At 41.6% G+C, this 25,020-nt stretch carries 14 protein-coding genes; 3 read left to right on the top strand and 11 right to left on the bottom strand.

Annotation, left to right across the window (positions count from 1 at the left end; genetic code table 11):
* Positions 1-32: 32 nt before the first annotated feature.
* Complete coding sequence (locus M23134_RS15770) at positions 33-4,376, bottom strand: PAS domain S-box protein (RefSeq protein ID WP_002697845.1); 4,344 nt, start codon at positions 4,374-4,376, stop codon at positions 33-35.
* Between the two features lie 508 nt (positions 4,377-4,884).
* On the opposite strand from M23134_RS15770, the gene M23134_RS15765 reads away from it, so the two are divergent.
* The gene (locus M23134_RS15765) at positions 4,885-6,465 is read left to right on the top strand and encodes an acyl-CoA carboxylase subunit beta (protein WP_002697843.1); all 1,581 of its coding nucleotides are present in this window, start codon (positions 4,885-4,887) and stop codon (positions 6,463-6,465) included.
* Between the two features lie 253 nt (positions 6,466-6,718).
* On the opposite strand, the gene M23134_RS38290 is transcribed toward M23134_RS15765, so the two are convergent.
* Entirely contained in the window at positions 6,719-7,324 is a 606-nt protein-coding gene (locus M23134_RS38290) for a hypothetical protein (RefSeq protein ID WP_002697841.1), read from the bottom strand.
* Positions 7,325-8,171: 847 nt separating this feature from the next.
* Here M23134_RS38290 and M23134_RS15755 point away from each other — a divergent pair.
* The gene (locus M23134_RS15755) at positions 8,172-8,831 is read left to right on the top strand and encodes a response regulator (protein WP_198145032.1); all 660 of its coding nucleotides are present in this window, start codon (positions 8,172-8,174) and stop codon (positions 8,829-8,831) included.
* A gap of 255 nt (positions 8,832-9,086) precedes the next feature.
* Here M23134_RS15755 and M23134_RS15750 read toward each other — a convergent pair whose 3' ends face one another.
* The 6 genes from M23134_RS15750 to M23134_RS15725 all read right to left on the bottom strand — a co-directional run bounded on the left by M23134_RS15750 (position 9,087) and on the right by M23134_RS15725 (position 15,725).
* Positions 9,087-10,151 (bottom strand): bifunctional transcriptional activator/DNA repair enzyme AdaA, encoded by a 1,065-nt coding sequence (locus tag M23134_RS15750; protein ID WP_002697834.1) that lies wholly within the window; start codon positions 10,149-10,151, stop codon positions 9,087-9,089.
* A 232-nt stretch (positions 10,152-10,383) separates the two neighbouring features.
* Complete coding sequence (recN, locus tag M23134_RS15745; RefSeq protein ID WP_002697833.1) at positions 10,384-12,042, bottom strand: DNA repair protein RecN; 1,659 nt, start codon at positions 12,040-12,042, stop codon at positions 10,384-10,386.
* A 69-nt stretch (positions 12,043-12,111) separates the two neighbouring features.
* Positions 12,112-12,339: a hypothetical protein gene (locus M23134_RS15740; protein WP_002697832.1), complete on the bottom strand. Its 228-nt coding sequence runs from the start codon at positions 12,337-12,339 to the stop codon at positions 12,112-12,114.
* Between the two features lie 164 nt (positions 12,340-12,503).
* Positions 12,504-13,616 (bottom strand): hypothetical protein, encoded by a 1,113-nt coding sequence (locus M23134_RS15735; RefSeq protein WP_045113684.1) that lies wholly within the window; start codon positions 13,614-13,616, stop codon positions 12,504-12,506.
* A 278-nt stretch (positions 13,617-13,894) separates the two neighbouring features.
* Entirely contained in the window at positions 13,895-14,800 is a 906-nt protein-coding gene (gene porD, locus M23134_RS15730) for a type IX secretion system protein PorD (protein ID WP_002697830.1), read from the bottom strand.
* Positions 14,801-15,338: 538 nt separating this feature from the next.
* Positions 15,339-15,725, bottom strand: a complete 387-nt coding sequence (locus M23134_RS15725; protein WP_002697829.1) for a hypothetical protein — start codon at positions 15,723-15,725, stop codon at positions 15,339-15,341.
* A 336-nt stretch (positions 15,726-16,061) separates the two neighbouring features.
* Between M23134_RS15725 and M23134_RS15720 the strand changes: the two genes are divergently transcribed.
* Positions 16,062-21,365 carry a trifunctional serine/threonine-protein kinase/ATP-binding protein/SpoIIE family protein phosphatase gene (locus M23134_RS15720; RefSeq protein ID WP_002697828.1) on the top strand — a complete coding sequence of 1,768 codons (5,304 nt, stop codon included), beginning with the start codon at positions 16,062-16,064 and terminating at the stop codon, positions 21,363-21,365.
* A 103-nt stretch (positions 21,366-21,468) separates the two neighbouring features.
* Here the strand turns inward: M23134_RS15720 and M23134_RS15715 are convergent, their stop codons facing one another.
* The 3 genes from M23134_RS15715 to M23134_RS15705 form a co-directional block, all read right to left on the bottom strand.
* A complete protein-coding gene (locus M23134_RS15715; protein WP_002697827.1) occupies positions 21,469-23,643 on the bottom strand; it encodes a tetratricopeptide repeat protein in 2,175 nt (724 codons plus the stop codon).
* A gap of 368 nt (positions 23,644-24,011) precedes the next feature.
* Positions 24,012-24,329 carry a hypothetical protein gene (locus tag M23134_RS15710; RefSeq protein WP_045113683.1) on the bottom strand — a complete coding sequence of 106 codons (318 nt, stop codon included), beginning with the start codon at positions 24,327-24,329 and terminating at the stop codon, positions 24,012-24,014.
* A gap of 105 nt (positions 24,330-24,434) precedes the next feature.
* Entirely contained in the window at positions 24,435-24,932 is a 498-nt protein-coding gene (locus tag M23134_RS15705; RefSeq protein ID WP_002697823.1) for a TlpA family protein disulfide reductase, read from the bottom strand.
* Between the last annotated feature and the right edge of the window lie 88 nt (positions 24,933-25,020).

Raw genomic sequence — 25,020 nt, 5'->3', positions numbered from 1 at the left:
TACCAGCCTACCAGTCAGGTTATTTACCTTTTTTATTTCTTATGGTTGTTTTGGTTGTTGGCAATTAGCTTCTCCATTTCTATCACTGAATGTTTGTATTCAGTAATATCCATTGCATAATTTACCACTTTACAGGGGGCTCCGGTAGCATCCGGAATGGGATGGTAACTTCCTTTAAACCACAACTTATTGCCTTCGTTGTCTACCCTTAGAAAGTCACCAGACTTGTCTTCACCAGCCAGTATTCCCTGCCAAAAATCTTTGTATTTCTTTGTCTTCTTTTCGGTATCACTCACAAATATTTTATGGTGTTTGCCCAACACCTCCCCTTTTTCGTAATGCATCAGTTCCAAAAAGCGATCATTGACATTAGTGACCATTCCGTTCAAATCATACTCCACCATGAGATTGGTTTGGTTAAAAGCCTTGAGCATGCCCTGAAAATCAAGCGTTACGTGTTTGAGTTCACTAATATCATTTACCAATACCAAAATTTTGTAGATAGTACCATAAGAGTTTTTTGCTGGCGTATAGGTAACATTTGCCCATACCTCTTTGTGGTCTTTGGTAATGAGCCTTATCTCTCCTTCTTGTGCCAACCCGTTCGCAAGTTTGTCCCAAAGGGCTAGATACTCGTCAGTTTTGGCAAATTTAGGTTCTACCAACATTCTAAAGTTTTTGCCAATCAACTCATCTACCTTAAAGTTTACCAAGTCGGCAAAAATGGTATTGGCTTTCATAAAAGTAGCGCTTAGGTCGAGTTCAGCCGTGGCAAGGGTATGGTCTATAGCTTCCAGAGCGGCTTCCATCTCCATACTATTGCGTTTCATATCTTCTTGTACTGCTGTGATTTCCTCCATATTCTGGCGGATTTCTTCTTCCTGGGTACGCAACTCTTCGGCTTGTTGTAAAGCTTCGGCTTCAAGTTGTTTGGCTTCGGTTACATCCTGGGCAAAATGAACAATCTTGTACGCCTTGCCTTTGAGGTCAAAAATAGGGTTATAACTCCCTCTAAACCAACGAATACTACCATCTTTGCATACTTTTTCAAACACCCCGGTTTTAAACCTTCCGTGCACCATTTCCATCCAAAACGCCGTAAAATCTGCACTGTGCTTTTCTTCTTCTTTTACAAACAATTTATGGTCTTTGCCCAATACCTCTTCTTCGGTATAGTCTAAAGCTTCCAGGTATATATCGTTAATACTCAGTATTTTACCCTCTATATCCAGCTCCATTACTCCATTCGACTTGCGAATGGCCTTTAGTTGTCCTTCTACATCCAAACTCTCCTGTTTTTGGGCAGTAATATCGCGTGCCAGCATAATTACTTTGTAGGGTTTACGTTTTGCTGTAAAGGCCAAAGTAAAGGTAGCTTGCCACCATATTTCTTTGCCCGATTTAGAGATACGTCTAAACTCACCTGAACGCTCTCCATCGCGTTTCAGGCTTTTCCAAAACCCTTGATACTCATCGCCTTCGGCTTCTTCGGGGTCTACCAGTATTTGGTCGTGTTGCCCGTCCAGCTCCTCCATAGTATACCCCATAGTATTGAGGTATTGATGGTTGGCTTTTTTGAAAAACCCTCTTAAGTCATACTCTACTGTTGCCAAAGTACGGTCAATGGCATTGAGGTGTGCTGCCATATCCGCCTCTTTCTGACGCATTTCCTCTTGCACCTCATTCAGTTTATCTACATTTTCGGTCAGCTCTTTCTCCTTTACCTGAATGGCTTCTAATTGCTCGGCAGTTTTTGCCTGAAGCTCACGGTGGTACGTAATGTCTTGAGTAAACTCTACGATTTTGTAAGGCTGCCCGCTCAGGTCGAGTATAGGGTTAAAGCTTCCTCTTGTCCATATAATTTTACCCGATTTAGTCTTGCGTCGTACTGCATCTGCCTGATAGTTTCCCCGGCGCAAGTCTGCCCAAAAAGCGTGTAGGTCAGGGCTGTCGTGGTCTTCTTCAGGAATAAAAACTGTGTGTGGCTCTTCGTGTACTTCACCCAAATTATACTCTACCAGTTTTAGAAAATCCTCATTGGCATACATTATCCTACCCTGCATATCATACTCTACCACCATGTTCGACTTATAAATGGCTGCCAGTTGCCCCTCAAAGTCAAGCGCCATTTTCTTTTGCGCAGTAATATTGGTAGCCAGGGCTATAATTTTATAAATGCCCCCTGCGGCATCTTTTACTGGCGTGTAAGTAGCATTAAACCAAATTTCTTTGCCAGTGCTGGTCACATATTTATACTCTCCTGACTGACTTTCACCTTTTTTAAGCGCCGCCCAAAACCCTTTGTATTCGTTGGTTTGGCTGTAGTCTGGGTCTACCAATATTTTATGGGGTTGCCTTGCCAGCCCGTCATGGGTATACTCCATAGAGTCCAGAAAAATGTTATTGGCAGTATTTACATGCCCTTCGCTGTCAAACTCTATGGTAGACAATGTGCTATTGATGGCATCGAGTTGGCCGGTAAGCTCAATCTCTTTGTTCTCCATTTGCTCTTTGGTAGCGTGGAGCTCTTCCATACTCTGACGAATTTCTTCTTCGGAGGTGCGTAGTTGCTGTACCAGTTTTTTGGTATGTTCGTTTACTTTTACGCTGGCTATAGTAGAAGCAATGCTTTCGGCTAGTTTTTCTATCAACCCTATCTGATACTTTTCATAAGTCTCAAAAGAAGCTATTTCTATCACCCCGTGAATTTGGTCGTTTACCTTCATGGGCACCACCAACACACTTCGGGGGTTGGCTTCACCCAGGCCTGAGGTAATCTGCACGTATTCGTCGGGTACGTCAGTCATATAAATGGTGCGTTTTTCACGCACAGCCTCCCCTGTTACTCCTTCTCCTATTTCAATTCTTTTGGTGTGGTATTTTTTGGTTTGAAAAGCGTAAGCAGACAACAGCTCCAGGTATACATCGTCTTTGTTTTCATCATTGAGCACAAACAACCCTCCTTGATTGGCACCAACATAATCAACCAGGCTTGATATGATATTATAGGCAAGCTCTGCTACGTTGTCGTTGTTAGAACGTAAAATCTCCCCAAACTTTGCCAACCCTTCGGTAGTCCAGTTACGTTTTTTGTCCTCTATAGCTACTTGGCGTAAGTTGTTGCGCATGCCCAGCAAAGCGTTGCCTAGTTCGTCGTTTTCGCTTAGGGGTTTAAAATCCACCTCAAGGTTACCCTTGCCTATCTCAGAAGCAAAATGGGAGGTTTTTTTCAAACCTTCGATCAAGTCGTTGATGGTTGCCTGTATTTTAATATCATCGTACTGGTCGTCCAACTTGGTGTCAGGCAATACCCCTTGCGACAAATCGCCAATTACTTCTTTTACTTTAGCCACTGGCTTTTTAAGGGTTTTGTTATAGAAAAACAGTACCCCTACAAAAAACAGAATGACCAACAATACAATGAATATAATTTCTACCTCAATCAGGTTGAGCCCCTGGCGTGCTTTGCTTTTGGGCAGTTCTACCATAAGGTGCCAATCAAGCGCTTTAATGTTTAGGTAGTCGCTGGCGGTGGTTACTTCTCTTTTGTCATCGTCAAACTCTATAGCTCCCTTGGTGTCCAGGGTAGCTCTGGCAGCGTTAGACACCAAGCGTTTTTCTAACAAAAGGCTATACTCTTCGGGCAACGAGGTAGCTCTAAGTTTGTAGTCTTGCCCTATGATAAATATGCGGGGTTGAATGGCAGTGGTGTTATGCACCATTTTTTCTTCAAGAATGGCATTAATGGGTTTGGCCGATATCCTAATAATAATGACACCTAAACGTACCCCATTGTCGTCAAAAACTGGCGAAGATGCAAAGCCCATCGGTAACTTGCTGCCCACCAGTTTATAATTGCTAAAATCGGTCAATGAAGTGGTATTTTTTCCATCGTTAAAAGCCTTGTTGATCATTTGGTTACGATAAGCTCCTCTGGCTATATTGGTACCAAAATCTTCTTGCTGCCTTACCGAAAAAACTACATCTCCCCGATTATTGACCAAATAAATATCTTGATAACTACGCGCTCCCAATAATGCTTCGAGCTTAAGGCGATAAAGCGAATCTACTTGGCGGTACCTTTGGCTGTTGATGCCTCCTTGAGAAAATGCCCGACTAAAGTTGCGAAGGCTGAAAGTGACAATATCAAGGTTGGAGTATACCCTGGCATCTTTGCGCAATTGTTGATAAAATTGCTCTATTTGTTGCTTTTTTGCGGTGCGAATCGCCTGTAAAATTACAAGGCTGTTTTTCTTTTGGCTGGTTTCCAGATAGGCAATAAAAAAGTAGGTAATCCCAGACAAAAGAAGGACACCTATGGTAGTGGAAATAATTCTAAGTCTTTGAGCAGCAGTAAGTTTTGGTATTAGCTTCATATAAATGCTCAGGAGTTATAATTTTAAAAAAATTTGACAGCAACCGAATTTATTCAAGCGCAATTTATGCCAAACCTTGGTTGAATAGCACATTTGTTTCTAAATATAATATAAATGTTGGGTTCTACAGAATTTATAGGTAGATTTTCAGCTACTTTTGATAAAATATAGCAGATTACAATTCGGTGTTATTCTACTTAGGAATGGTGAAAAAATAAATTACTGATTTCGAGGGAGGGATTTTATTTTGAGACGAGGCACTTTTTGCAGGCGTAGCCATAGCTACGGCTAAAAAAGTAACGAAGCATCAGAATGAAAGAGCACCTCCAAACTGAAAAGTTATTTTTTTTCCGTTCCTTAAAACCTGAGTAAATCCTCATTTTCATCAAATTATTCGTATTTTCAGCCCTTATAAAATAATTACCCAAAAAATATTGAGGCCAACTCACTGATCATCAATATTTTAAGTTATCAAGGTTAGTCATTCATAGATATTAGCATATATTCAATGGAAAACACTGTAGCAAACCAACAGGACGAAACATTAACAGCAAAATTTAACGAACTTGCCCGTAAGAATGCCGAAGCATTGTTAGGTGGTGGAGAGAAACGCATAGAGTCGCAGCACAAAAAAGGCAAATTGACCGCTCGTGAGCGTATTGAGCTTTTTTTAGATGAAGGTTCTTTCGAAGAAATCGGGAAATTTGTCATGCACCGCTGTAAAGACTTTGGCTTGGGCGAAGAATATTACCTGGGCGACGGAGTAGTAACTGGATACGGCACCGTTCATGGGCGTTTGGTGTATGTGTTTTCACAAGACTTCACTGTATTTGGCGGCTCTTTGTCAGAAACTTACGCTGAGAAAATATGCAAAATTATGGACTTGGCGATGGAAAATGGAGCACCTGTCATAGGACTTAATGACTCAGGTGGAGCACGTATTCAGGAGGGGGTCATTTCGCTTGCCGGATACGCCGATATTTTTTACCGTAACACGCTTGCCTCAGGGGTAATACCTCAGATTTCGGCAGTAATGGGACCTTGTGCGGGTGGAGCTGTATACTCGCCAGCCATTACCGATTTTATTATGATGGTAGAAAATACCTCTTATATGTTTGTAACTGGTCCCAAAGTAGTAAAAACGGTTACCAACGAAGAGGTAACCTCTGAAGAGCTGGGTGGTGCCAGCACTCATAGCACCAAAAGTGGGGTCACGCATTTCTCTTGCGCCAACGAAGTAGCTTGTATTAACAACCTTAAACAGTTGTTGAGTTACATTCCTCAAAACTGCGAAGAAACTCCCCCTATGTTGCCTTACGAAAGCAATGGAGATGAACTACGCAGCAAATTGAATGAGGTGATTCCTGCCAATCCTAACCAACCTTATGATATGCGCGAGGTAATAGAGGAGTTGGTAGACACGGACAGTTTTTTGGAAGTACATAAAGATTTTGCCGAAAATATTGTGGTAGGTTTTGCCCGTTTGGGTGGGCGCAGCATTGGTATTGTGGGCAACCAACCTGCAGTGCTTGCCGGGGTATTAGACATCAACGCCAGTACTAAAGCAGGTCGTTTTGTGCGGTTCTGTGATTCATTTAATATTCCTTTACTGGTCTTGGAAGATGTGCCAGGTTTCTTGCCAGGTACCGACCAAGAATGGAAAGGTATCATCACCAACGGTGCCAAGCTATTGTACGCTTTCTGTGAGGCTACTGTACCACGTATTACAGTGATCACCCGCAAGGCTTATGGTGGAGCTTATGATGTAATGAACTCTAAGCACATTGGGGCAGACATGAACTACGCCTGGCCAACTGCCGAAATTGCAGTAATGGGCGCTAAAGGGGCTTCTGAAATTATTTTTAAACGTGAAATAGCCGAGGCTGCCGACCCAGAAGCTAAACTACAGGAAAAAGTAGATGAGTATACCCGCAAGTTTGCTACTCCTTACCGTGCTGCCCACCGTGGCTATGTCGATGAAGTAATTATGCCAGAGCAAACCCGCGCAAAGTTAATCAAGGCTTTCAAAATGCTCGAAAATAAAGTGGCTACTTTGCCTAAGAAAAAACACGGCAATATTCCGTTGTAAAATATAAACAGCTTACGCACACAATCAATGGCTGTATAGAGTGAGACAAAATCATTGCTATACAGCCATTTTTCACATCATCTGGTGGTACAAAAAATATACTCTAACTAACTCATCATCTACTGAAGGTGAATAGACTATGCATTTGTTAGTTGCCTGTGAATCGAATCTGTTTTTAAATCCCGATTCATTGGTAAGGACTTGAAGCTTGTCGCTTAAAGCTTACCCCCTGTTGAAGCTTTCAACCCAACTATTAGTTATCTTTAGCCCCATCGTTTACCCAACAACGAATCTGATCTATCTCAGACTTAGATAAGGTGCTGCCCCTCGGCATCGAGCCACTCACTACTTCGCTTTTAATGCTGGCAGCATTGTTCAAAATACTGGCTTTGGTTGTCAGGTTAGGACTTCTGCCTCCAGATACATGGCATTGTGATATAGCACAGTTGGTTCGTATAATAGGCTCAACATCTGTGATAAGGCTCACATCAGAGTTTGTTCCTATGCTGGCATTTACAGTATTGGTACAGCCTATCGAATCTTTTACTATTACAGTATAAGTATCATCTGCCAGTCCGGCAAATACGGTGTCTGTCTGAAAGTTTTGCCCATTGATACTGTAAGTCAAAGAACCTTGCCCTCCTGAACCTTCCACCACTAATTTTCCTTGGCTCTGTCCACATTCGGTGTTTTGGGTAGACTTCACTATTACCGAGGGGCTATTGGGGCAACTTGGGCCTTGCGGTATAGCAATATCGGGTTGGCTAGGTACCACGTCATCTTCTTGGTTTTGATTGCTACAAGCATATAACCCTGACAATAACAAGCAAATAATTAATAAAAGGCGCTTACTCTCCATAGTTTCTTTTGTTTAATGTAATCGGTTATTTATAAACTACTTACAAGCACACCCTAAGAATTGGTTGCTTCTGGGAAGAGATTTTTATTGTATTTTTTTTGGGAAATGTCTTTTATAAAAATTTCTGAAAAAAAACAGAAACAGTAAAAAAACACCTGATTCACTCGTAGGTAACAGTCACTTCATACCAAATAAAAAGTTGAAATATCATACCTAAACCCTTTATATACCTTCATTTATCAATTTTTACAGTATTTTTAAGAATGCTACGATAGTATCTATAAAAGGTTACAAAAATCTATAAAAACTTGCTTTTTTTAAGAAAAAATGAGTACTTTGTAATATAATAAAGATTAGTAAGGGATATTGAAAAATTGAAGAAGTTATGGACACGTTTAATAAATACTCATATTCAGATAAAAGACCAAGAATTACCAGAGGTTTTCATCGCCCATTTTTTATGATGGATATTGAAAAAAAGAAAGTAATTAAAAGAAAATAATGATCAATTAATTTAACAAGTAAACACAAAAGAGATGGCGAATATTTCACGCATCTCTTTTTTTTTGCCAAGCCTTTTTCTGCACAACCGTTCCTCTCTCTTTTTTTACTTGACAGCACAAAATATCCACCTCTGCCCATATTTAACCCTCGCTCACCGTAACCTTGACACGTTAAAATCAGTAATAATTTTAAGGAAAATAAAAAGGTCTTACAATATATTAAATACCATGAAAAATATTCTCACAGTCCTTGTCCTGACCGTAAAACAGGAGGGCAAGCAATGCACACCTTCCGTTTTACAACACCACCATTACACAAAAAACCTAACAATAACCCTAAGCAAATGATGCAAATTTCAAAAAAAACACAAAACACAAAAACCTTGATAATTGATGCAAACTTTTTAACCCGAAAGGGGTTCAAAGCATTGTTTGAAGCAATGCCAGGCTACGAAATTACCAGAGAAGCGGAAGAGCTTTTACAGGTTCATTATTTACTAAAAACAAAACAACCATATTTAATTATTGTTCACTTAAACACTCCTAACTCAATAGACATTATCAGAACTATCAAGCAAAACAATCCACAACACCAAATCATTGTTTTTGCCAATGAAGTAGAAGATCACGAGTTTAATCAACTGTTGGCAATGAATATTGATGGATTATTGATGAAGGAGGGCAAAGAAAACGAATTGGTAGAATGCCTCAGAAAACTACAACAGGGCAAAACTTTCTTAAGTAGGGCTTGCCAAAAAAATAGTATAACAACACACAACAAACCTACCAATGAACTGCACTCGCTCAATCGGTTGGAAATAAAAATACTGCAAATGATTGCTGAGAAAAAAACTACCAACGAGATAGCCTCAGTATTGTTTAAAAGCCCTAAAACGATTGAGAATAGGCGGTATCAGATGTGCCGAAAACTGAACTTAAATGGGCACAATAGTTTGTTGATATATGCCTTGGAACATAAACAAACCCTGGCAACAATGTATTAAGTAAAACAGCAAAATTCACCTGTTCCATAGAATACCATCTCTTGGATCATTTTGTTTTTTCTATTTTACTAATTTTTGAACTGTTTGCAACGCTCAAAATGAGTGCAGGTGTTGCAAACAGTTTTCCAATCACAACTTGTTGGTCAATACCCCGATTAGATAAACCGAGCCTTAAAGAGTTTATAAATTCGCCGAATCAAGTTCGGAAGACTCTGCCTTTGCGGCTACTTTAAAACACATATTACTTGTTTGGTATCATAGCTTTTCGTTCAAATGTTTGCGCTCAAAGTCTAACAACCAACGTTTGCGTTCAAGCCCTCCTCCGTATCCAGTCAATTGTCCGTTTTTACCAATTACTCGATGACAAGGCACTATAATAGATACCCGATTGGCACCATTGGCAGTGCCTACTGCTCTTACTGCCTGTATATTATCTATTCGCTTGGCTTGTTGTTGATAAGTGGCAGTTTTGCCATAAGGAACGTTTTGCAATGCGCCCCATACCAATTGCTGAAAGTCGGTGCCTGGGGTATCTAAGGGCACCTCAAAAACCTGGAGTTTGCCCTCAAAGTAAGCTGTTACTTCGGCTTTTGCCTGTTCAATGTATTGGTTTTCGCCTACCATAATTTGTGCTTGCAGCAAACGTTGCAAATCTTTCAATTCGGTTTCCAACATTTTGCGATCTACAAATTCAAGCAGGCATATTCCCTGGTTGGTGGCCGCCACAAACATAGGACCTAGTGGGGTAGTGAGTCGGCTGATTAAAATGACCGATTTATTTACACTTTTTTGGGGCGATTTTCCCAAAATTTTCTTGTAAGTATAACCAAACCCACTCAATGATTCGTACCCGGCGTCAAAGGCAGCAGCAGTAGCGGCTTTGCCACTCTTAAGCTCTTGATAGGCAGTATTTACTCTATACATGCGCTGATACGCCTGAAAGGTCATTCCATAATTTTTATTAAACCAACGACGCACCACTTCAGGGCTAATGCCTTGTTCGCGCAGTAAAGCATCTGACACTTTTTGCTTGGGATTCTCTTTTACTAAGGCAATGGCAACAGTTACTTGAGGGGGAGCAGCATGGGCGTTTTCGGTAGGTTTGCAAATTTTACAGGGGCGAAAACCATTGTCTAACGCTTCCTTAAATGTAGTATAAAACACTACATTTTCGAGCTTGGGCTTGCGGGCTCTGCAAGTGGCTATACAAAATATGTCGGTTGTTTTGACACCTACATAAAATATTCCGGCAAAATCAGACTTTCGCTCTACCAATGCCCGGTAGTATTTGTTAATGAGTTGTTGATCGGTTACTTGCATAAAAACGGAGAGTTATAAGTAGCAGCAGGCAATTAGCTACAAGTAAGATTGGCTTGCTGATAGTACGCTCATTACACTTGCCTGTTGTACTTGTCTTGGTAATTATTAAAATAAATACGCTGCAAAGTACCGAATACCTAAAGCAACTGGCAACCGAAAAATGGACAAGTATTTTTTTGGGGGAATTGAAAAAAAACCTTTGCCCACAAACGAACAAAGGTTTTAAGTTTTTTTATGAAAGTTCTAACAGCTCTTTGGCGCTTAGTATCGCACTTTCTGAAGGAGTAGAGCCACTAATCATTTGAGCTATTTCCTGGACACGTTCTTGGTCATCGAGTTGCCTTATACGACTCACCGAACGTTCTGCCGAATGGTCTTTGTACACAAAATAATGATGATTCCCTTTGGCCGCTATCTGATGTAGGTGACTAATGGCAATGATTTGGTGTCCATGTGCCATTTCTTTGAACATATTACCCATTTTCAGGGCTATTTCGCCCGAAATACCTGTATCTATCTCATCAAAAATAATGGTAGGCAATGATGTTTTACTTGCCATGATGTATTTGATAGCCAACATCAAACGTGAAAACTCACCACCTGATGCTACCTTGGCTATTTCTTGTGGTGGAATACCCTTATTGGCACTGAACAAAAAGCTGATTTCGTCGATGCCATGTACAGTAGGGGTTACTTTGTTGAGCACAATTTGTAGTACTGCGTTGGGCATTCCCAGTTCTACCAATAGCTTTTTGAGGTCTTTCTCTATCACGGGGGCTACCTTCTGGCGGGTTTCCGACAGCTCCTCTCCTACCTTCATCAAGGCAGTATAAACAACCTCTAATTGTGTGCTTAATGCCTCAATTTCTTCGTCAAAGTTGAGTACCTTATGCACTTTTTCTTCTAAAGTATGTTGTATCTCCAGCAGTTCTTCTACAGAAACTGCCTGATGCTTTTGTTGCATTTGGTAAATAAAACTCACCCGCTCTTTTACCTCTTCTATGCGTTCTTCGTTGAGATCAACTACCTCTTCTTCGCGTTCTATTTCATTGTTTAGGTCTTCCAGTTCGATCAAGGCACTATTCATACGCTCGTGAATCTCACCCAACTTGTCGCTTAAGTCACCGACTTGCCCCAAGGCGTTGGTCACGGTGCGTAATTGATCTATAATGGCGGTTTCTTCTACTTTCCCCAGCAAACCCAGTGCTTCATTGAGCTTGAGTTTGATGTCTTCTGAGCTTTCCAGCAGTTTTAGTTCACCTTCGAGCTTGTCTTGCTCTCCAGCTTGCAAATTGGCTTTTGCCAACTCATCGTACAAAAACTTATTATAATCTAACTCGTTTTTGTGCTGATTGTACTCTTCTACCAGTTGGTCGTGCTTTTTCTTAACCGTGCGATACTCTTTGTATTTAGCAGTATAGCGCTTCATCAACGCTTGGTTTTCGGCACATACATCTACTATTCTTAATTGGAAAAGATGATCGCTCAAGAGTAAGTTGTCGTGTTGCGAGTGTATGTCTACCAAATGGCGCCCTACCTGCCGCAATATATCAAGGTTAACAGGAGTATCGTTAATAAAAGCCCTCGATTTACCACTGGGGGTTATCTCCCGACGAATGGTGGTTTCTTCTTCATAGTCTATGTCCAGCTCTTCAAACAAGCCATGAAGCTGGTAAGAGCCTATCAGAAAAGCTCCTTCTATAATACACTTACTGTCATGATACAGTAAGGTTTTAGTGTCTGCCCGCTTGCCCATTAACATACCAATGGCACCCAGTAAAATAGATTTACCAGCACCGGTTTCTCCGGTAATAATATTGAGCGATTGGTGGGGTTTTACCATTAATTGCTCAATCAGGGCATAATTTTTAATCAAAAGGTTCGTCAGCATAATCTCAATGCATTCGGTACAACGATCCGCTTATGGTCTTTTTTGTGTGTACATGTTTCAACCACTACTTTAATACAAAGTAGTATGGTCTATAATTATTTCGGCAACGGCTGATTTGTCAATCACGTGTTTGCGATGAATAGTATCTTTCAAATATAACTTTGATTCGTCATACTTATAAATTGTGCCACGAAGCGTCAGGTTATTCTTAAGAATCAGGTTGAGTTCTTTTTGCACCAGTTCGGGCAACTTTGGGTCAATATCACTCTCAAAAATACGTATTTGTCTTTTTCCCATGACTTTATTTACTCATTGCTTATCCGTTCTGGAAGCAAAGTTAATATTCTAAACAAAAAAAAGAGCCGATTGGACAAAATCTTTGGTTTTTTTGGTAAATTTTCTCATAAAAATAGCAATCACAGCAACTCAATGATCAAAAATTGAGCATTCCAGTTACCACCTTACTTCATTACTTTATCAACACACTCGTCCATGAGCGCATACATCTTATGATAAATAAAAGGGCGGTGTTGTTTTTTTCTAAAAAAGGGAGTTTGCTCATGAAGTAACCAAAAAGCACCTGCATAGTTTTGGGCTAAGAACATTTTTTTTGCCTGGGCATATATTTCGTTGCCTTGAGGCAGGTACTCTACCCAAAACTTTTGCTCTTCGTACTCTTCTTGCTGAAGTTGGGTAAGAATATGCTCTACCCTTTGCTGTATATAGGGGTTGGGGTAGTGGTTTAAGACTTGCTGCCCCAGGCGTATCGCTGTGTCGCGTCGTAGGTTTTGCCAGTTGCGAAACAGTGAAGTGTAATTTTTGCCAATAATTGCCTTGCAATGCTTCAAATCTTCTTGACAATGCTGGTTGCCTAGTGCCGTAGCACGTTCATAATCATTGAAGGCTTTGTAAGGCGCGTCCATTTTATACAACAACAAGTCGGCACGCGCTGCATATCCCACCCCAGTGGCACAAACCATGATACTGGTAGTAAAATCACGCAAAGCATCGCCATATTCTTCCAACAACTCATTGGTTTTAGCCCGAAAAAAGAAATATTCGTGTTGTCGGCTATCTCGTATAATAGCACTGCTGAAGGCATCTAGCGCCTCATAGCCCCACTCTAGGTGGTACAATGCGATGCCATACAAGTAGTGTAGTTTTGCCTCGCGGTGAAACAGGTGCGTGCCTTGCGACAAAAGGTCATAAGCATCTTCATAACGTCCTTCGCCTAACAAATGAGTGCTGTAATGATAGTATCCCTCCAGTACTTTGTTGCCACAAATGTTCAAAATTTCCATAAGGGCGTCTTCTTCTCCTATTTCGTCTTTGAGATTGGTATGTGCCTGCCCCAGGTAGGTATAAATCATGGGCTCACAGGGGGTGTCGGTAAGTAATTGTTTTAAGATCAAGAATAATTTATCGAATTCTCCGTCCATCAACAAGGTAAAAAGCCTGTTTTCGATGCCTGAAAAGGGCAAATCACTTTCATCGTTGGGTGACTGCCAGGCAGTTGCCAAAAATCCGCCACAAATCACCATCAACAGCCAACCGATTGCATATATATCCATCATTGTACGTAATATGAACCAAGGGGAATTAATAGAGGTTAAGATAGTGAAAAATTGTAAATAAGGGTAGTGTGGGGCTGATTTCTTATATTAAGTTTTTATGGGGCAATCAAGGGAATTATAGGGTTAACCAATGTTTTTAAGCGCTTTTTAAAATTAGCCGAACGGCTGAGTCTCCAACTTGATTCGGAAGATTTAGAAACTCACTCTCTGCTTAGTTTAACACAGATCAAGGGCAAACAACCAGTGCTACAACTGATCGTTTGCCTACTGAAGTTGCTCTATTCTATCAACTTTGCGTATCTCTGGGTTTTACTTGGGTCAATTTTCACCAAAATGCGGTATACTTGTTGGCGTTGTTCTTTGGGTGAACGGATAAATATATTAATCAATTCATCCGACTTGGCATCCATAAAACTACGCATAAGAATCGCTGAAGGCTTCAGAGTATTTATTTGCTCCATTGTTTTCAAGACTTTAAATATTTTCTCACGCGACTTGTCGGGCGTAAACAAAAAACGGTCTAAGCCTTGGCGGTGATAAATGTAGATGCCTTCCAGGAAACCCAACATTTGTTGGCTCATGAGGTTTTCTGACAGCCAGTAACGGTTACGACGGTCTTGGTTGGGGCGCCAGCCAGGTTCAGAGGCTGCCTGGGCATTGTTAACTACCTGCAGGGCGCGTTCGGCGTATAACTTTCCTCCGTTTTTCTTAAAACTAAAATAGTCCATTGCCAATACAGTATAGGCATAAAAAGCAAGTATAGAGGTAAGGTTGTTATTGTAGGCGTTGTCGTTGTAAAGCAAGGGTTGCGCCTGGGTATAGGTAAACTGAAAGTTGCGGTCTACATAATTGATCAATACCGATTCGTAGTCAGTTTTGAACACTGGGCGCACTGCTCTGAGTTGGGCGGTTGCCTGAAAATTGTTTTGGCTGAGCATGTTGGTAATATTGATTCGCACATCACACTCTATTTTTTCAGCTTCTTCAAACTCATCTTCCGACCACTGTTGACCATTCAAAAAAGTATTAATATCTGCTTTCAGATTATTAAATATAGACTTTTCGGTTACTTGGGTGGTGTTCAACTGGCTGGTATTTACGGTCACTCTCCAGGTGATTTGTGCTTGTGTGTTGATAATACAGACCAACAAGCAGGCAATGGTATATATAAGGTTTCGTAACATTTTTTATTCAATATATTTTTTACAGATTATGTTGATGACACATCTCGCTAATCCTCTAGGTTTTAACTAACAAAAGGGACTTGTCGCTTAAAGCTTACACCTGTTGTTGCTTCTAAAAGTACTAGTGCACTGGAAACTAAATTCCTACCACATTAGCTTCGCAGAGCTCGCCACAGCAGAGCTGCCCCGATGAAATGAATCGGGATTTAGAAATAGGCTCGGTTATTCGGAGTCTTTAGCTCGCTGACTTTACTTAAAAAAGTTTGCGTAGCTACGGTTCCGATAGCCATCGGAATTGTAAACTAACTCTGCGCACTTTTTGAAGTGCGTCAGCAAACAAAATACCCTCGAATAAATAGTGCATTTATTTAATCCCCAGTACACTAGTATACGGGTTTTGCCTCAGCACAATGGAGTTTAGACCACCTCAAGGTTTTAAAGTGATACTTTAAGCAGTCACTTTTCAAATTTACAAATAATTGGGGTTTTTAGCCATACTACCTCAAACAAAACGATGAGACAACACAAAACCCCACCCTTACAATAAGTCTAGAGCTGCTGCTAACTCTTTTTCGGGCAGGTTGTATACTACCTCGTTCAAGGGCTTAAGCATTTGCTGAATGGCTTTGTGTTCGCCCTGAAATACTGCTTTTACTTTTTGTTTATGGCGCATTACTACGGGCATCAGCTTCAATATGCTTCCCAAAGGGCTGTTTGGTTCGGCTTGTAGGATAAGCACTATTTTTTGGGCGTTGTTGAGTAGCTTTAGGGCGTAGTCTGTGACCATTGCTTCTGAAAAATTATCTAAGTCATAGACAAAAAAATCGGGGTAATGCTGGGTAAACCACTCTTTCATTGGCAGCTGATAATCGAAAGATGTATCACGGGTAATTTTAAGTAAAAGGCATACTTTTTCGGGAAACATGTTTTTTGGGTTTGAAGGTGAAATTTTTCACTAATTTATCAAAAGTTCAGGAGTCTCTTTATTTTACTATTTTGCACAAATCTACTGTTAGGTACCAAGCTAAAAAACACCTCCTCAGACATAACAAATAAAAGTTAACCACCTTAAACAATCGCTGACCGACATTCTTCATTATTGAACAAAAATCTCTGTGGATTTTGCACACAAAGGCAACAAAATTGCTGCAATGTATCATCAATACTACAAGCTTTTATCAACCTACTTCCTACACCACATCTTATTGCTATAGCTTTTGCCAAAACATCCTATTCTCACGCTTAAATTTTGGTTTCTTGTATGAAAGTCGAAAGCAATAAAACCCTGCTCTACAGTGGCAATAAATCGTTGGTTTATCACCAATACAATCACGAGCGTCAATTACCTGTGATGATAAAAATGCTGCGTAATCCTTACCCTACCTCGCAGGAAATGGTCAGGTTTGACAATGAATGCACGATTTTGCAACAATTGACTGATGTAGAAGGAGTGCCAAAAGTACTAAAAAAAGGAGTGCTGGAAAACCGACAATCCATTTACATGACCCACTTTGAGGGTGTGCGCCTTCAGGACATGATCTTAGCACAGCCCCTTTCTATCCGGCAGTTTCTTCAAATAGCCCTCCACATTGCCCATACCATAGGACTTATTCACCACAAAAAAGTAATTCATCATAGCTTGCACTCTGGTAGTATCATGGTCAACCCAAACAATGACCAGGTACAAGTAATGGATTTTGAGTTAGCCTCAAAGTTTGTATTTAAAATGCCCTATCTGAACACCTCCCAACATCCAGAAAGCACCCTTTCTTACCTCTCACCAGAACAAACCGGAAAAATAAACCGAACAGTTGACCACCACACCGACTTGTATTCGTTGGGGGTGATCTTGTATGAGTTGCTTACACAACAATTGCCTTTTGCTGCCAAAACTCCGGAGGCGATCATACACCAACACCTCACAGTGTCTCCTCTTCCTCTGATTGAAGTACGCCACGACACTCCTCAGGTATTGTCTGATATTATACTTAAGTTATTGAGCAAACTGCCTGAAAACCGTTACCAAACTGCTTTTGGGCTACAAACAGACCTTAAGCAATGCTTGACCACCCTGGCAACAAACAAAAAGACAGGGACATTTGCACTGGGGCAACACGACTTTTCGGGGCAACTCAAGGTTACTGAGAAGTTGTATGGCAGGCACGCTGAAATACAGCAATTGTGGCATAATATAGAAGAAACAGCCAAAGGTAGTGTAGCTATGGTATTGATTTCGGGCGATGCAGGAGTGGGTAAGTCGGCGCTAGTTGCTGAACTACAACTCCCCCTGGCGGCTAAAAAAGGGCATTTTTTGTCGGGCAAATATGATCAATATCAACGCCCAATACCTTATGCAGCTATCATACAAGCATTTACCCAATTTGCCCACTACCTGCTCACCGAAAATGCAATGAACCTGGAACAATGGCGCAAAAAAATAATGGCAGCCATTGGCGAAAACGGTCAGGTGTTGGTAGAGGTTATTCCGGAGCTGGAGCGCATTATTGGGCAACAGCCCCCGGTAACCGAAGTAAGCGAAGAAGAAGGCGTTCGCCGTTTTAATAAAGTTTTTCGGGCGCTGGTGCAGGTGATATGTAGCCCAGCCCACCCATTGGTTATTTTTATAGATGATTTGCAGTGGGCAGACACAGCTTCGCTTCGTTTGCTGCATTCACTCATTACAGACAGTAGCCAACATTATTTACTTATTATTGGGGCTTACCGCCACCAGGAGGTAGACTTGGCTCACCCACTGTTGCGCACTGTGCATGACATAAAAACCGAGGGTGGTCAGGTTCATCAGGTTCAACCAGGCAATTTAGAAATTGCTCATGTTCGGGCATTATTAGCCGATAGGTTGCAACTACCTGCAGCCAATATTGATGCATTGGCCAATCTGGTATATCAAAAAACGGCAGGCAATGCATTTTTTACCCACCAACTATTACAAACCATACACAATCAGGGCTTACTGCTACATCAACCCAAGCAAAATAAATGGCAATGGGATTTACAAAAAATTGAAGCTGAGCATCACACAAACCAAGTGGTAGCACTGTTGACACAAAAGGTACAACAGCTTGCTTCCCCTACTCAAAGCATACTTAAGTTGGCGTCTTGCCTGGGGCATCAGTTTGAACTAAATACTTTGGTGATGGTTCAACAAAGTACGCCTACCCATGCCCTTGCCACGCTTTGGCAAGCGGTAGAGGCTGGCTTGGTGGTTCCTTTAGATCATCACTGGCAGACATTGCAGGTACAACCGTCCACCTACCCACCTACGCAAGAGGTTTGGTTTATGTTTTTGTGCCACCAGGTACAACAAGTGGTTTACTCGCTCATACCTGCCCAGAACAAAAGTAGCACTCACTTAAAAATTGGACGTTTATTGCTCAATAATTTACCTGAAGAGGCTTCAACTGCCTCTGTTTTTAAGACGACACATCACTTCAATCAAGGGCGGAGCCTCCTCAACAATCAAAAGGAAATAAAACAGGTCGTTGCGCTTAATTTGCTTGCCAGTGAAAAAGCAATGAGTATTTTGGCGTACGATTCGGCGCTGGACATGCTCAGTAAAATACTGGAAGTAATACCACATGATAAATTCTGGAAAAAGCACCACCTCCTATTATTTTCTATATATAATCACAAAGCGCTTTGTGCTGCTTATTTGGGGTTGTTTGAAAGTGCCCAGACTGACTACCAGATTTTGCAAAGCAAAGCAATTACCCCTCAGCAAATAGGCAAAGTATACAGTGAGGCAATCCACTGGCATACTACTGTGCAGGAATACCCGCAAGCTATAGCACTAGCCCGCGAAGGATTGGCATTGTTAAACATCCATTTTCCGCAAACCATTTCTCCAGAGCTTGTAAATGAAGGGTTTGCTCAGGTGAGGGCATCTTTGGGCGAACGCCAGATCAGCGACTTGTCAGATGCTGCCCAAATGGACACAAATAGCCCTATAGCTCAATTGAATATCTTATATAAGTTGGCACAATCTACCTGGCACACTATGCCCGAAGGGTTTGCCTGGAGTGTCCTGCAAATGGTCACTTTGTCGCAAAACGAGGGAAACCACCCTGTGTCATCGTTTGGGTACGCGGCCTATGCTTTACTGCTTTGTAAACAACCTGCCCAATACCAAGAGGGGCTCGAATACGGTAACCTTGCCCTTGTGTTAAATAAAAAAATGCCTCATCACTTGACCAAAGGGGCCATTTACTTTTTCTATACTTGTTTTGTTCAACACTGGACCAAACACAAAGCACACAATGTAGTTTTGCACCAAATTGCCTGTCAGCACTATTCAGCAGGCGGAACTGATGTATATGGTGTATACAATATTATTTGTTACTTCTTTCAACCATTTTGTTCCAATTTGTCTTTACAAGAGGTAGACTCACTGTTTCAGCCCTTGCTGCCTTGGGTAAAAAAAGTGAACAATCAGTCTGCTACTAGAGTGCTTGGCTTGTTGCTACAGGTGATACAAAACTTGCAAGGTAACACCTCTGATCTACACTCACTGACAAATGAAAACTTTGACGAAACGGCTTGTCTCCATGAGCTGAAGGCTTACAACGACAGCAATGGCTTGGGTTACTTTTATTTTAGTAAATTATTGGTGTACTATACGCATGGCGCTTATGATAAAGCCTTGGACATGGCACAACAAGCCCAGCCTTATGCCACCTGTATGCAGGGGTTATACCACCAGACTTTGTTCCATTTTTATTATGCGCTTACCTTATGCAAACTATACACTGGGGCATCGCCAGACCAACAGGCAGGTTTTACACTACAGCTTGACCAGCACTTGATTAAACTACGGCAATGGGCAAGCACTTGTCCAGAAAACTACGAATACCAATATTTGTTAGTGGCTGCCGAAATGGCTCACATCCAAAAAAAACCGTTGGGCGTGGTCAGCGATTTGTACGAAAGTGCAGTCGAGGCTGCCAGCAAAAAAAGCAAAGCCCTGGTACACAGGGCACTTGCCAATGAACTATATGCGGCATATTGGCTGACACAGTCAAGGGAAAAAATAGGTAAGGTATTTCTTCAGGAAGCCAACGAACTGTATGCACAATGGGGCGCAAGTACTAAAGTTACACAATGGCCACTTTCCCAACCAGGTCAGGTGCATTTAGCCCTTTCTGATGATTTGCCGCAAGCAGCCCCGCCAAACAGCCATAGCCCATCATTTTTAGGCACCTCTATTCGTCACCGTTCAGTCTCTCGCTCGAAAACTATTTCGCTAGATTTTTTATCTGTCATCAAGGCACTGCAAACATTGACACAAGAAACAAAACTGGACAATGTGCTAAAAAAAATGTTGGAAATTGTGATTCAAAATACGGGTGCCCAAAAAGGTGTGCTGATTGATTGTGCCAACAACCGACTTAAGGTATTGCTCGACGGCAATCGACAACGGGTAAAGATGTTGCCCAAAGGGATGTCATTAGACAAATACCAGGCGTTGCCCTCTTCTGTAGTTCGCCACGTCAAACGTTCGTCGCAACCTTTAGTGTTTGAAGATGTCCGTCAGGCAAAAAAATACGCCCACGATACTTACCTCAAAACTACCCAACCCAAATCGGTGATTTGCTTGCCTATTATGCGCCAAAACGAAATCAAGGTAATTTTTTACCTGGAAAACAACCTTACAGCTCAGGCTTTTACCAAACACCATTTAGAGGTGTTGAACGCATTATCGCCGCAAATGGCCATTTCGTTAGACAATGCCCTGCGTTACCAACAATTGGAACAACAGCTAAACGACCAAACCGAAGCACTACAAACACAGGGTAAACACCAGACAGAGGGCATTCATTATGGGCAAAAGGTTCAGAAAGCTATGCTACCCAACCAAGCCACACTGCAGGAAAAGTTTCGAAGTGTATTTATTATTTTCAAACCTGTTGACTTGGTTTCAGGTAACTTTTACTGGTTTTCTCAAGTAGGTCAATATTTGTTTTTGGCAGAGGCAGACTGCGGCAAGCAAGGAGTACCAGGGGCTTTTATGGGTATGCTGGGCGACCAGTTGCTCCACCGACTGATCAATATAAACCAAGTAACTGACCCAGCTGCCATAGTGGGCATGTTACATAAAGAAATCAAGCATTACCTGAAACAAGGTGCGAACGAAAGTACTGATGGAATGGCGCTCAACCTGTGCCGTATCACTTATCAAAACCCTCAGCAAATAGAGGTGGTGTTTATAGGTGCCGGACAAGATTTGTTTTATTCGCACCAAGGCAAAATGGAAGTACTAAAAGGGGGGCGAACTACTATTGGGAATGAGCAAAGTAAAGTGGCTACGTTCAAAAACCGCAAAATTTTACTACAGGCAGGCGACCATTTGTACCTGGCATCTGATGGCTATTTTGACGCTCCTAACCCCCGACGAAAGAGTTTTACCAAGAAAAAGTTTATTAAATTACTACAAGACATTTATTTACACCCCTTGCCTGAACAAAGAGAACGTTTAGAGGTAGCTCTTAAATTACATCAGGGCGAAACAGCACAAAAGGATGATATTACGGTGATTGGGGTGAGACTGTAGTGGTTGTTTGGGTTTAAAATCTGAGGGAAATCAACCATCAAAGTGTACCCTACATTTGTCATTCTCTCTCGTGTTAGAAATCAGTTTTGTAGGGTTGAATGGTCTATATATGTTTTGAAAAATCGGCTTTGGCACGAAACGACCTGCGTTGTTTGTTCAATGGGAAATGCACTCCCACCACCAGCATATCGTCTACCTGAGCGTGGGTATTGCCCTCTGGAGTCAGGTGGTTCATCCAGTCTTGAATGGTGAGTTCTATAATTTTGTGTTGTTGCTCCATGGGTAGCGGATGAATTTCTTTGAGTAGTTCTCTGAACCTGCGCCGCATAAACTTTTTACCCTTTTCGCCTCCAAACTGATCCTGGTAACCATCTGAAGCCATGTAAATAGTGGTAGGAGTATCCAACGAAAAAGTGTGGGTAGTAAAAGTATGGGCAGCATCGGGTTGCCAACCACCTATAGCCACATTATCGCCTTTGATCTCTTGCAGCTCTCCGTTTTGAAACAACCATAACCAGCTTTTGGCACTGGCATATTTACAAATTCTTTTTTCCATGTCTACTACGATCAGCCCCATGTCCATTCCATCACGGTTGGCAATTTCGTCCTGACGCAAGGCTTTTCTTACTCCTTCTTGCATGGCCTTCAATATATCGGCTGGCTCGGTCAGGCGACGATCAAAAACGATGTGATTAAGCAATGAGTCGCCAATTGCCGACATAAATGCTCCTGGTACTCCGTGCCCGGTACAATCTACGGCTGCCAATACTAACTTTTCGTTTTCGAAACCCTGTAGCAATTTATTGCCTTGAAAATCAGGAGAATCGGCATACAAAGGTTGGGGTTCGGTTTTGGTAAACCAGTAAAAATCGCCACTGACAATATCACGGGGGCGATAATAGACAAAATGTTGGGGCAATGCCTCCTTCATTTCTTCACGGTTGGGCAAAATAGCCTCCTGAATACGTTTGGCGTATTGAATACTACTTTCTATGTCTTGATTTTTGCGTAAAATCTGTTCATTGCGTTCTTCAATCGCATCCCGCTGAGTCAATATTTCTTCTTTCTGCTGATTAATCTCCTCGTTCTTTTCTCTCAAATCGTTGCGTTGCTTTAGCAATATAGCATTGACTCGTTTGCGCCTGCGACTACGGGTATACAAAAATGCCAAACCAATGACTAATACAATGATTACTCCCACTGCAATAGATTGCTTTAGCACCCGTTCGGCTTCGTCGCGGGCATCTTTAGCCTTGAGTAAAGCTATTTCCGCTTGTTTTTTTTCCAGTTCATAAGCTGCCTGTAGGTTTGTCAAACGTTTGGTGTTGGCTTCGCTAAAAACTTCATCTTTGGCAAACACATAATAGGTTTGGTACTCATACGCTTTGTCGTACTGTTTCAGGCCTTCATAAATAACCATCAACGACTGGCTCAAATTCATCACCAGTGCCTGTGACTCTACCTCTTCGGCCAGTTCAAAACCTTGCAAGGCATACTTCAAAGCCTTTTTCAATTCATCAGTTTGTTGGTATACATCGGCTATGTAGCCCAGGGTACCCGCCATACTGGTACGGTCACCTGCCTGCTCTTCTAGTTTAAGTGCTTTGAAATGATACTCCAGCGATTTTTTTATTTGCTTTTCCGCGAAAGCGACCAAACCGAGGTTGTTATAACTAATGGCGATGCCTGCCCTGTCGTTCAGCTCTTTTTCTATGGCCAACGACTTGCTGTAGTACTCACGTGCTTTGTCGTAGTCGTTGCGTTGATAATAAATACTCCCTAAGTTGTTGAGTACACTCGCCAACCCGGTTTTGTCCTGATTTTTTTCATCTATTTTACGCACTCTTTCATAGTACTTCAGGGCTTCGTCGTAGTTGCCTTGATTGCGGTATATAATGCCTATGTTGTTCAGCACATTGGCGATGCCTGGCTCGTTTTTTAGTTTTTCGAAAATGGTAAGCGATTTCAGGTAATGCTCTAATGCCTGAGGGTAGTTGCCTTGATACTGATACACCACTCCAATGTTTTTCAAGGCAGTGGCTTCGCCTTTACTGTAGCGTTGGCTTTGTGCCAAATCAAGGGCTTGCCGCCCGGTACTGAGGGCTTTCTTGGGAGCAGAGTTGCTTAGTTCCCAACACAACTCATTGAATATATCCACTTTGGCATTGGCTTTAGCGCTTTTCAAGGCGGTTTGCAGGCTGTCTATGCGTTGGTTTTGCGCCCAAACGCCTGCCGTAAAGTAAAATACCAATAATAAAGTGAATACTATTTTTTTCATGGGTGTTTTGGTAACAAATGGCTATACGTGTCACAACATGGTTAACCGAAAAACATTGGTTGAATGGTTGCGCTTAATGATGCAACAAAATTTTCACTAATAAATTCATAAACCACTGAAAATAAACATGCTATGAATTTGTTAGTTGCCTATGAACCGAATCTACAGCAGCTTGCTGTGATGAGCTCAACACAGTTAAACAGGGTGTACCTAGAACCTTGTCGGGGCTACGTACACCAGGCGAAGCTACCACTCAATCTTGTTCAGCATATACTACAGTAACAGGTGATTTTACAACATTTATGGGTGGTATAATGGTGTAACGACTATAGCACGCTTAAGATATGTACAAAAAAGTAGCCGAAGCTTTATTTATTGGCTTTTTTTCGCGGTTGAGTATGCAAACGGTTGCGCTGGGGCTTAAAAAAAGAAGAAGAAGGAAAATGATCGTGAAAACCAGCCAAATCCTGAAAAGGGGCAATCAGCTCAGGAAAGTTGATATGGCGGGTATGGCGCGACTCGGTAGAAAGGCAATAATCACTGAGATTAAACTTTTGTAACACGGCTCGTTTTTGGGCATAGTTTGCCTTGCGTTGCCCCTGCCAGGGGTACACAAACATCGCGAATACCACTACTACTTGTACTGCAATGAAAATAAGAAAGAAACGGGTCTTTTTTGGATTCATTTCTCTAAGTTATTGAATTGGTTAACGCTTTGCTCATTGTTTAGATGGTTCCCTGCCAAAGGGGCAGAGAACCATTTTACAGTAGTGCATTCTTTTTCAACAGGTTTACCCTTTCTTATGCTGCTGAATGATCACCTCTACTTGTTTTTTGTCGATAATAGGACCTACTATAGTACGAATCACTTTACCTTCGGGCGAAATAAATATATTGGTAGGGTAAGCATCTACCTGATAAATTTGTTCGCTTACAGCCTGTACATCACCCAGCATAGGAAAGCTTAAGCTAAATTTTTCTTTGAATTTTTTAGAGGCTTCCAGTTTTTCGCCCACATTGATGGCTACCAGTTCAAAGTCTTTGCCCTTCATTTGGCTATAGTAGTCTTCTATTTTTGGAAAATCTTTGCGACACGAGCGGCAAGAGGTAGTCCAAAAATGAAGCAATACATATTTGCCTTTAAAATCGGCAAGGCTTTGTTTTTTGCCTTCTATGTTTTCAAAAGTAAACGCAGGAGCCGTTTTTCCTTTCAGACCTTGACGGCTACCACAAGCTGCCAGTGTAGCAGCAAGTAATGTGAAAATGAATAGTTGTTGTAGTTTTCTCATTGTTTTGCTATTTAAAAAGCTGCAGGCTATTCACCCAAGCCTGCAATTGAGTCATCTGTTTTCGGGCAATTAAGTGATACCAACCTTG

The organism is Microscilla marina ATCC 23134 (assembly GCF_000169175.1).
In the GTDB taxonomy this organism is placed as follows: domain Bacteria; phylum Bacteroidota; class Bacteroidia; order Cytophagales; family Microscillaceae; genus Microscilla; species Microscilla marina.
Note: the sequence above shows the minus strand (reverse complement) of the source record. Positions and strands in the feature narration are given on the sequence as shown.

Coding starts and splice junctions, on each gene's coding strand:
- recN (WP_002697833.1), bottom strand. CDS start 12,042: ATGCTGACGAACCTTTTGATTAAAAATTATGCCCTGATTGAGCAATTA.
- M23134_RS15765 (WP_002697843.1), top strand. CDS start 4,885: ATGGAAAACACTGTAGCAAACCAACAGGACGAAACATTAACAGCAAAA.
- M23134_RS15720 (WP_002697828.1), top strand. CDS start 16,062: ATGAAAGTCGAAAGCAATAAAACCCTGCTCTACAGTGGCAATAAATCG.
- M23134_RS15710 (WP_045113683.1), bottom strand. CDS start 24,329: ATGAATCCAAAAAAGACCCGTTTCTTTCTTATTTTCATTGCAGTACAA.
- M23134_RS38290 (WP_002697841.1), bottom strand. CDS start 7,324: ATGGAGAGTAAGCGCCTTTTATTAATTATTTGCTTGTTATTGTCAGGG.
- M23134_RS15740 (WP_002697832.1), bottom strand. CDS start 12,339: ATGGGAAAAAGACAAATACGTATTTTTGAGAGTGATATTGACCCAAAG.
- M23134_RS15715 (WP_002697827.1), bottom strand. CDS start 23,643: ATGAAAAAAATAGTATTCACTTTATTATTGGTATTTTACTTTACGGCA.
- M23134_RS15725 (WP_002697829.1), bottom strand. CDS start 15,725: ATGTTTCCCGAAAAAGTATGCCTTTTACTTAAAATTACCCGTGATACA.
- M23134_RS15755 (WP_198145032.1), top strand. CDS start 8,172: ATGATGCAAATTTCAAAAAAAACACAAAACACAAAAACCTTGATAATT.
- M23134_RS15770 (WP_002697845.1), bottom strand. CDS start 4,376: ATGAAGCTAATACCAAAACTTACTGCTGCTCAAAGACTTAGAATTATT.
- M23134_RS15735 (WP_045113684.1), bottom strand. CDS start 13,616: ATGATGGATATATATGCAATCGGTTGGCTGTTGATGGTGATTTGTGGC.
- porD (WP_002697830.1), bottom strand. CDS start 14,800: ATGTTACGAAACCTTATATATACCATTGCCTGCTTGTTGGTCTGTATT.
- M23134_RS15750 (WP_002697834.1), bottom strand. CDS start 10,151: ATGCAAGTAACCGATCAACAACTCATTAACAAATACTACCGGGCATTG.
- M23134_RS15705 (WP_002697823.1), bottom strand. CDS start 24,932: ATGAGAAAACTACAACAACTATTCATTTTCACATTACTTGCTGCTACA.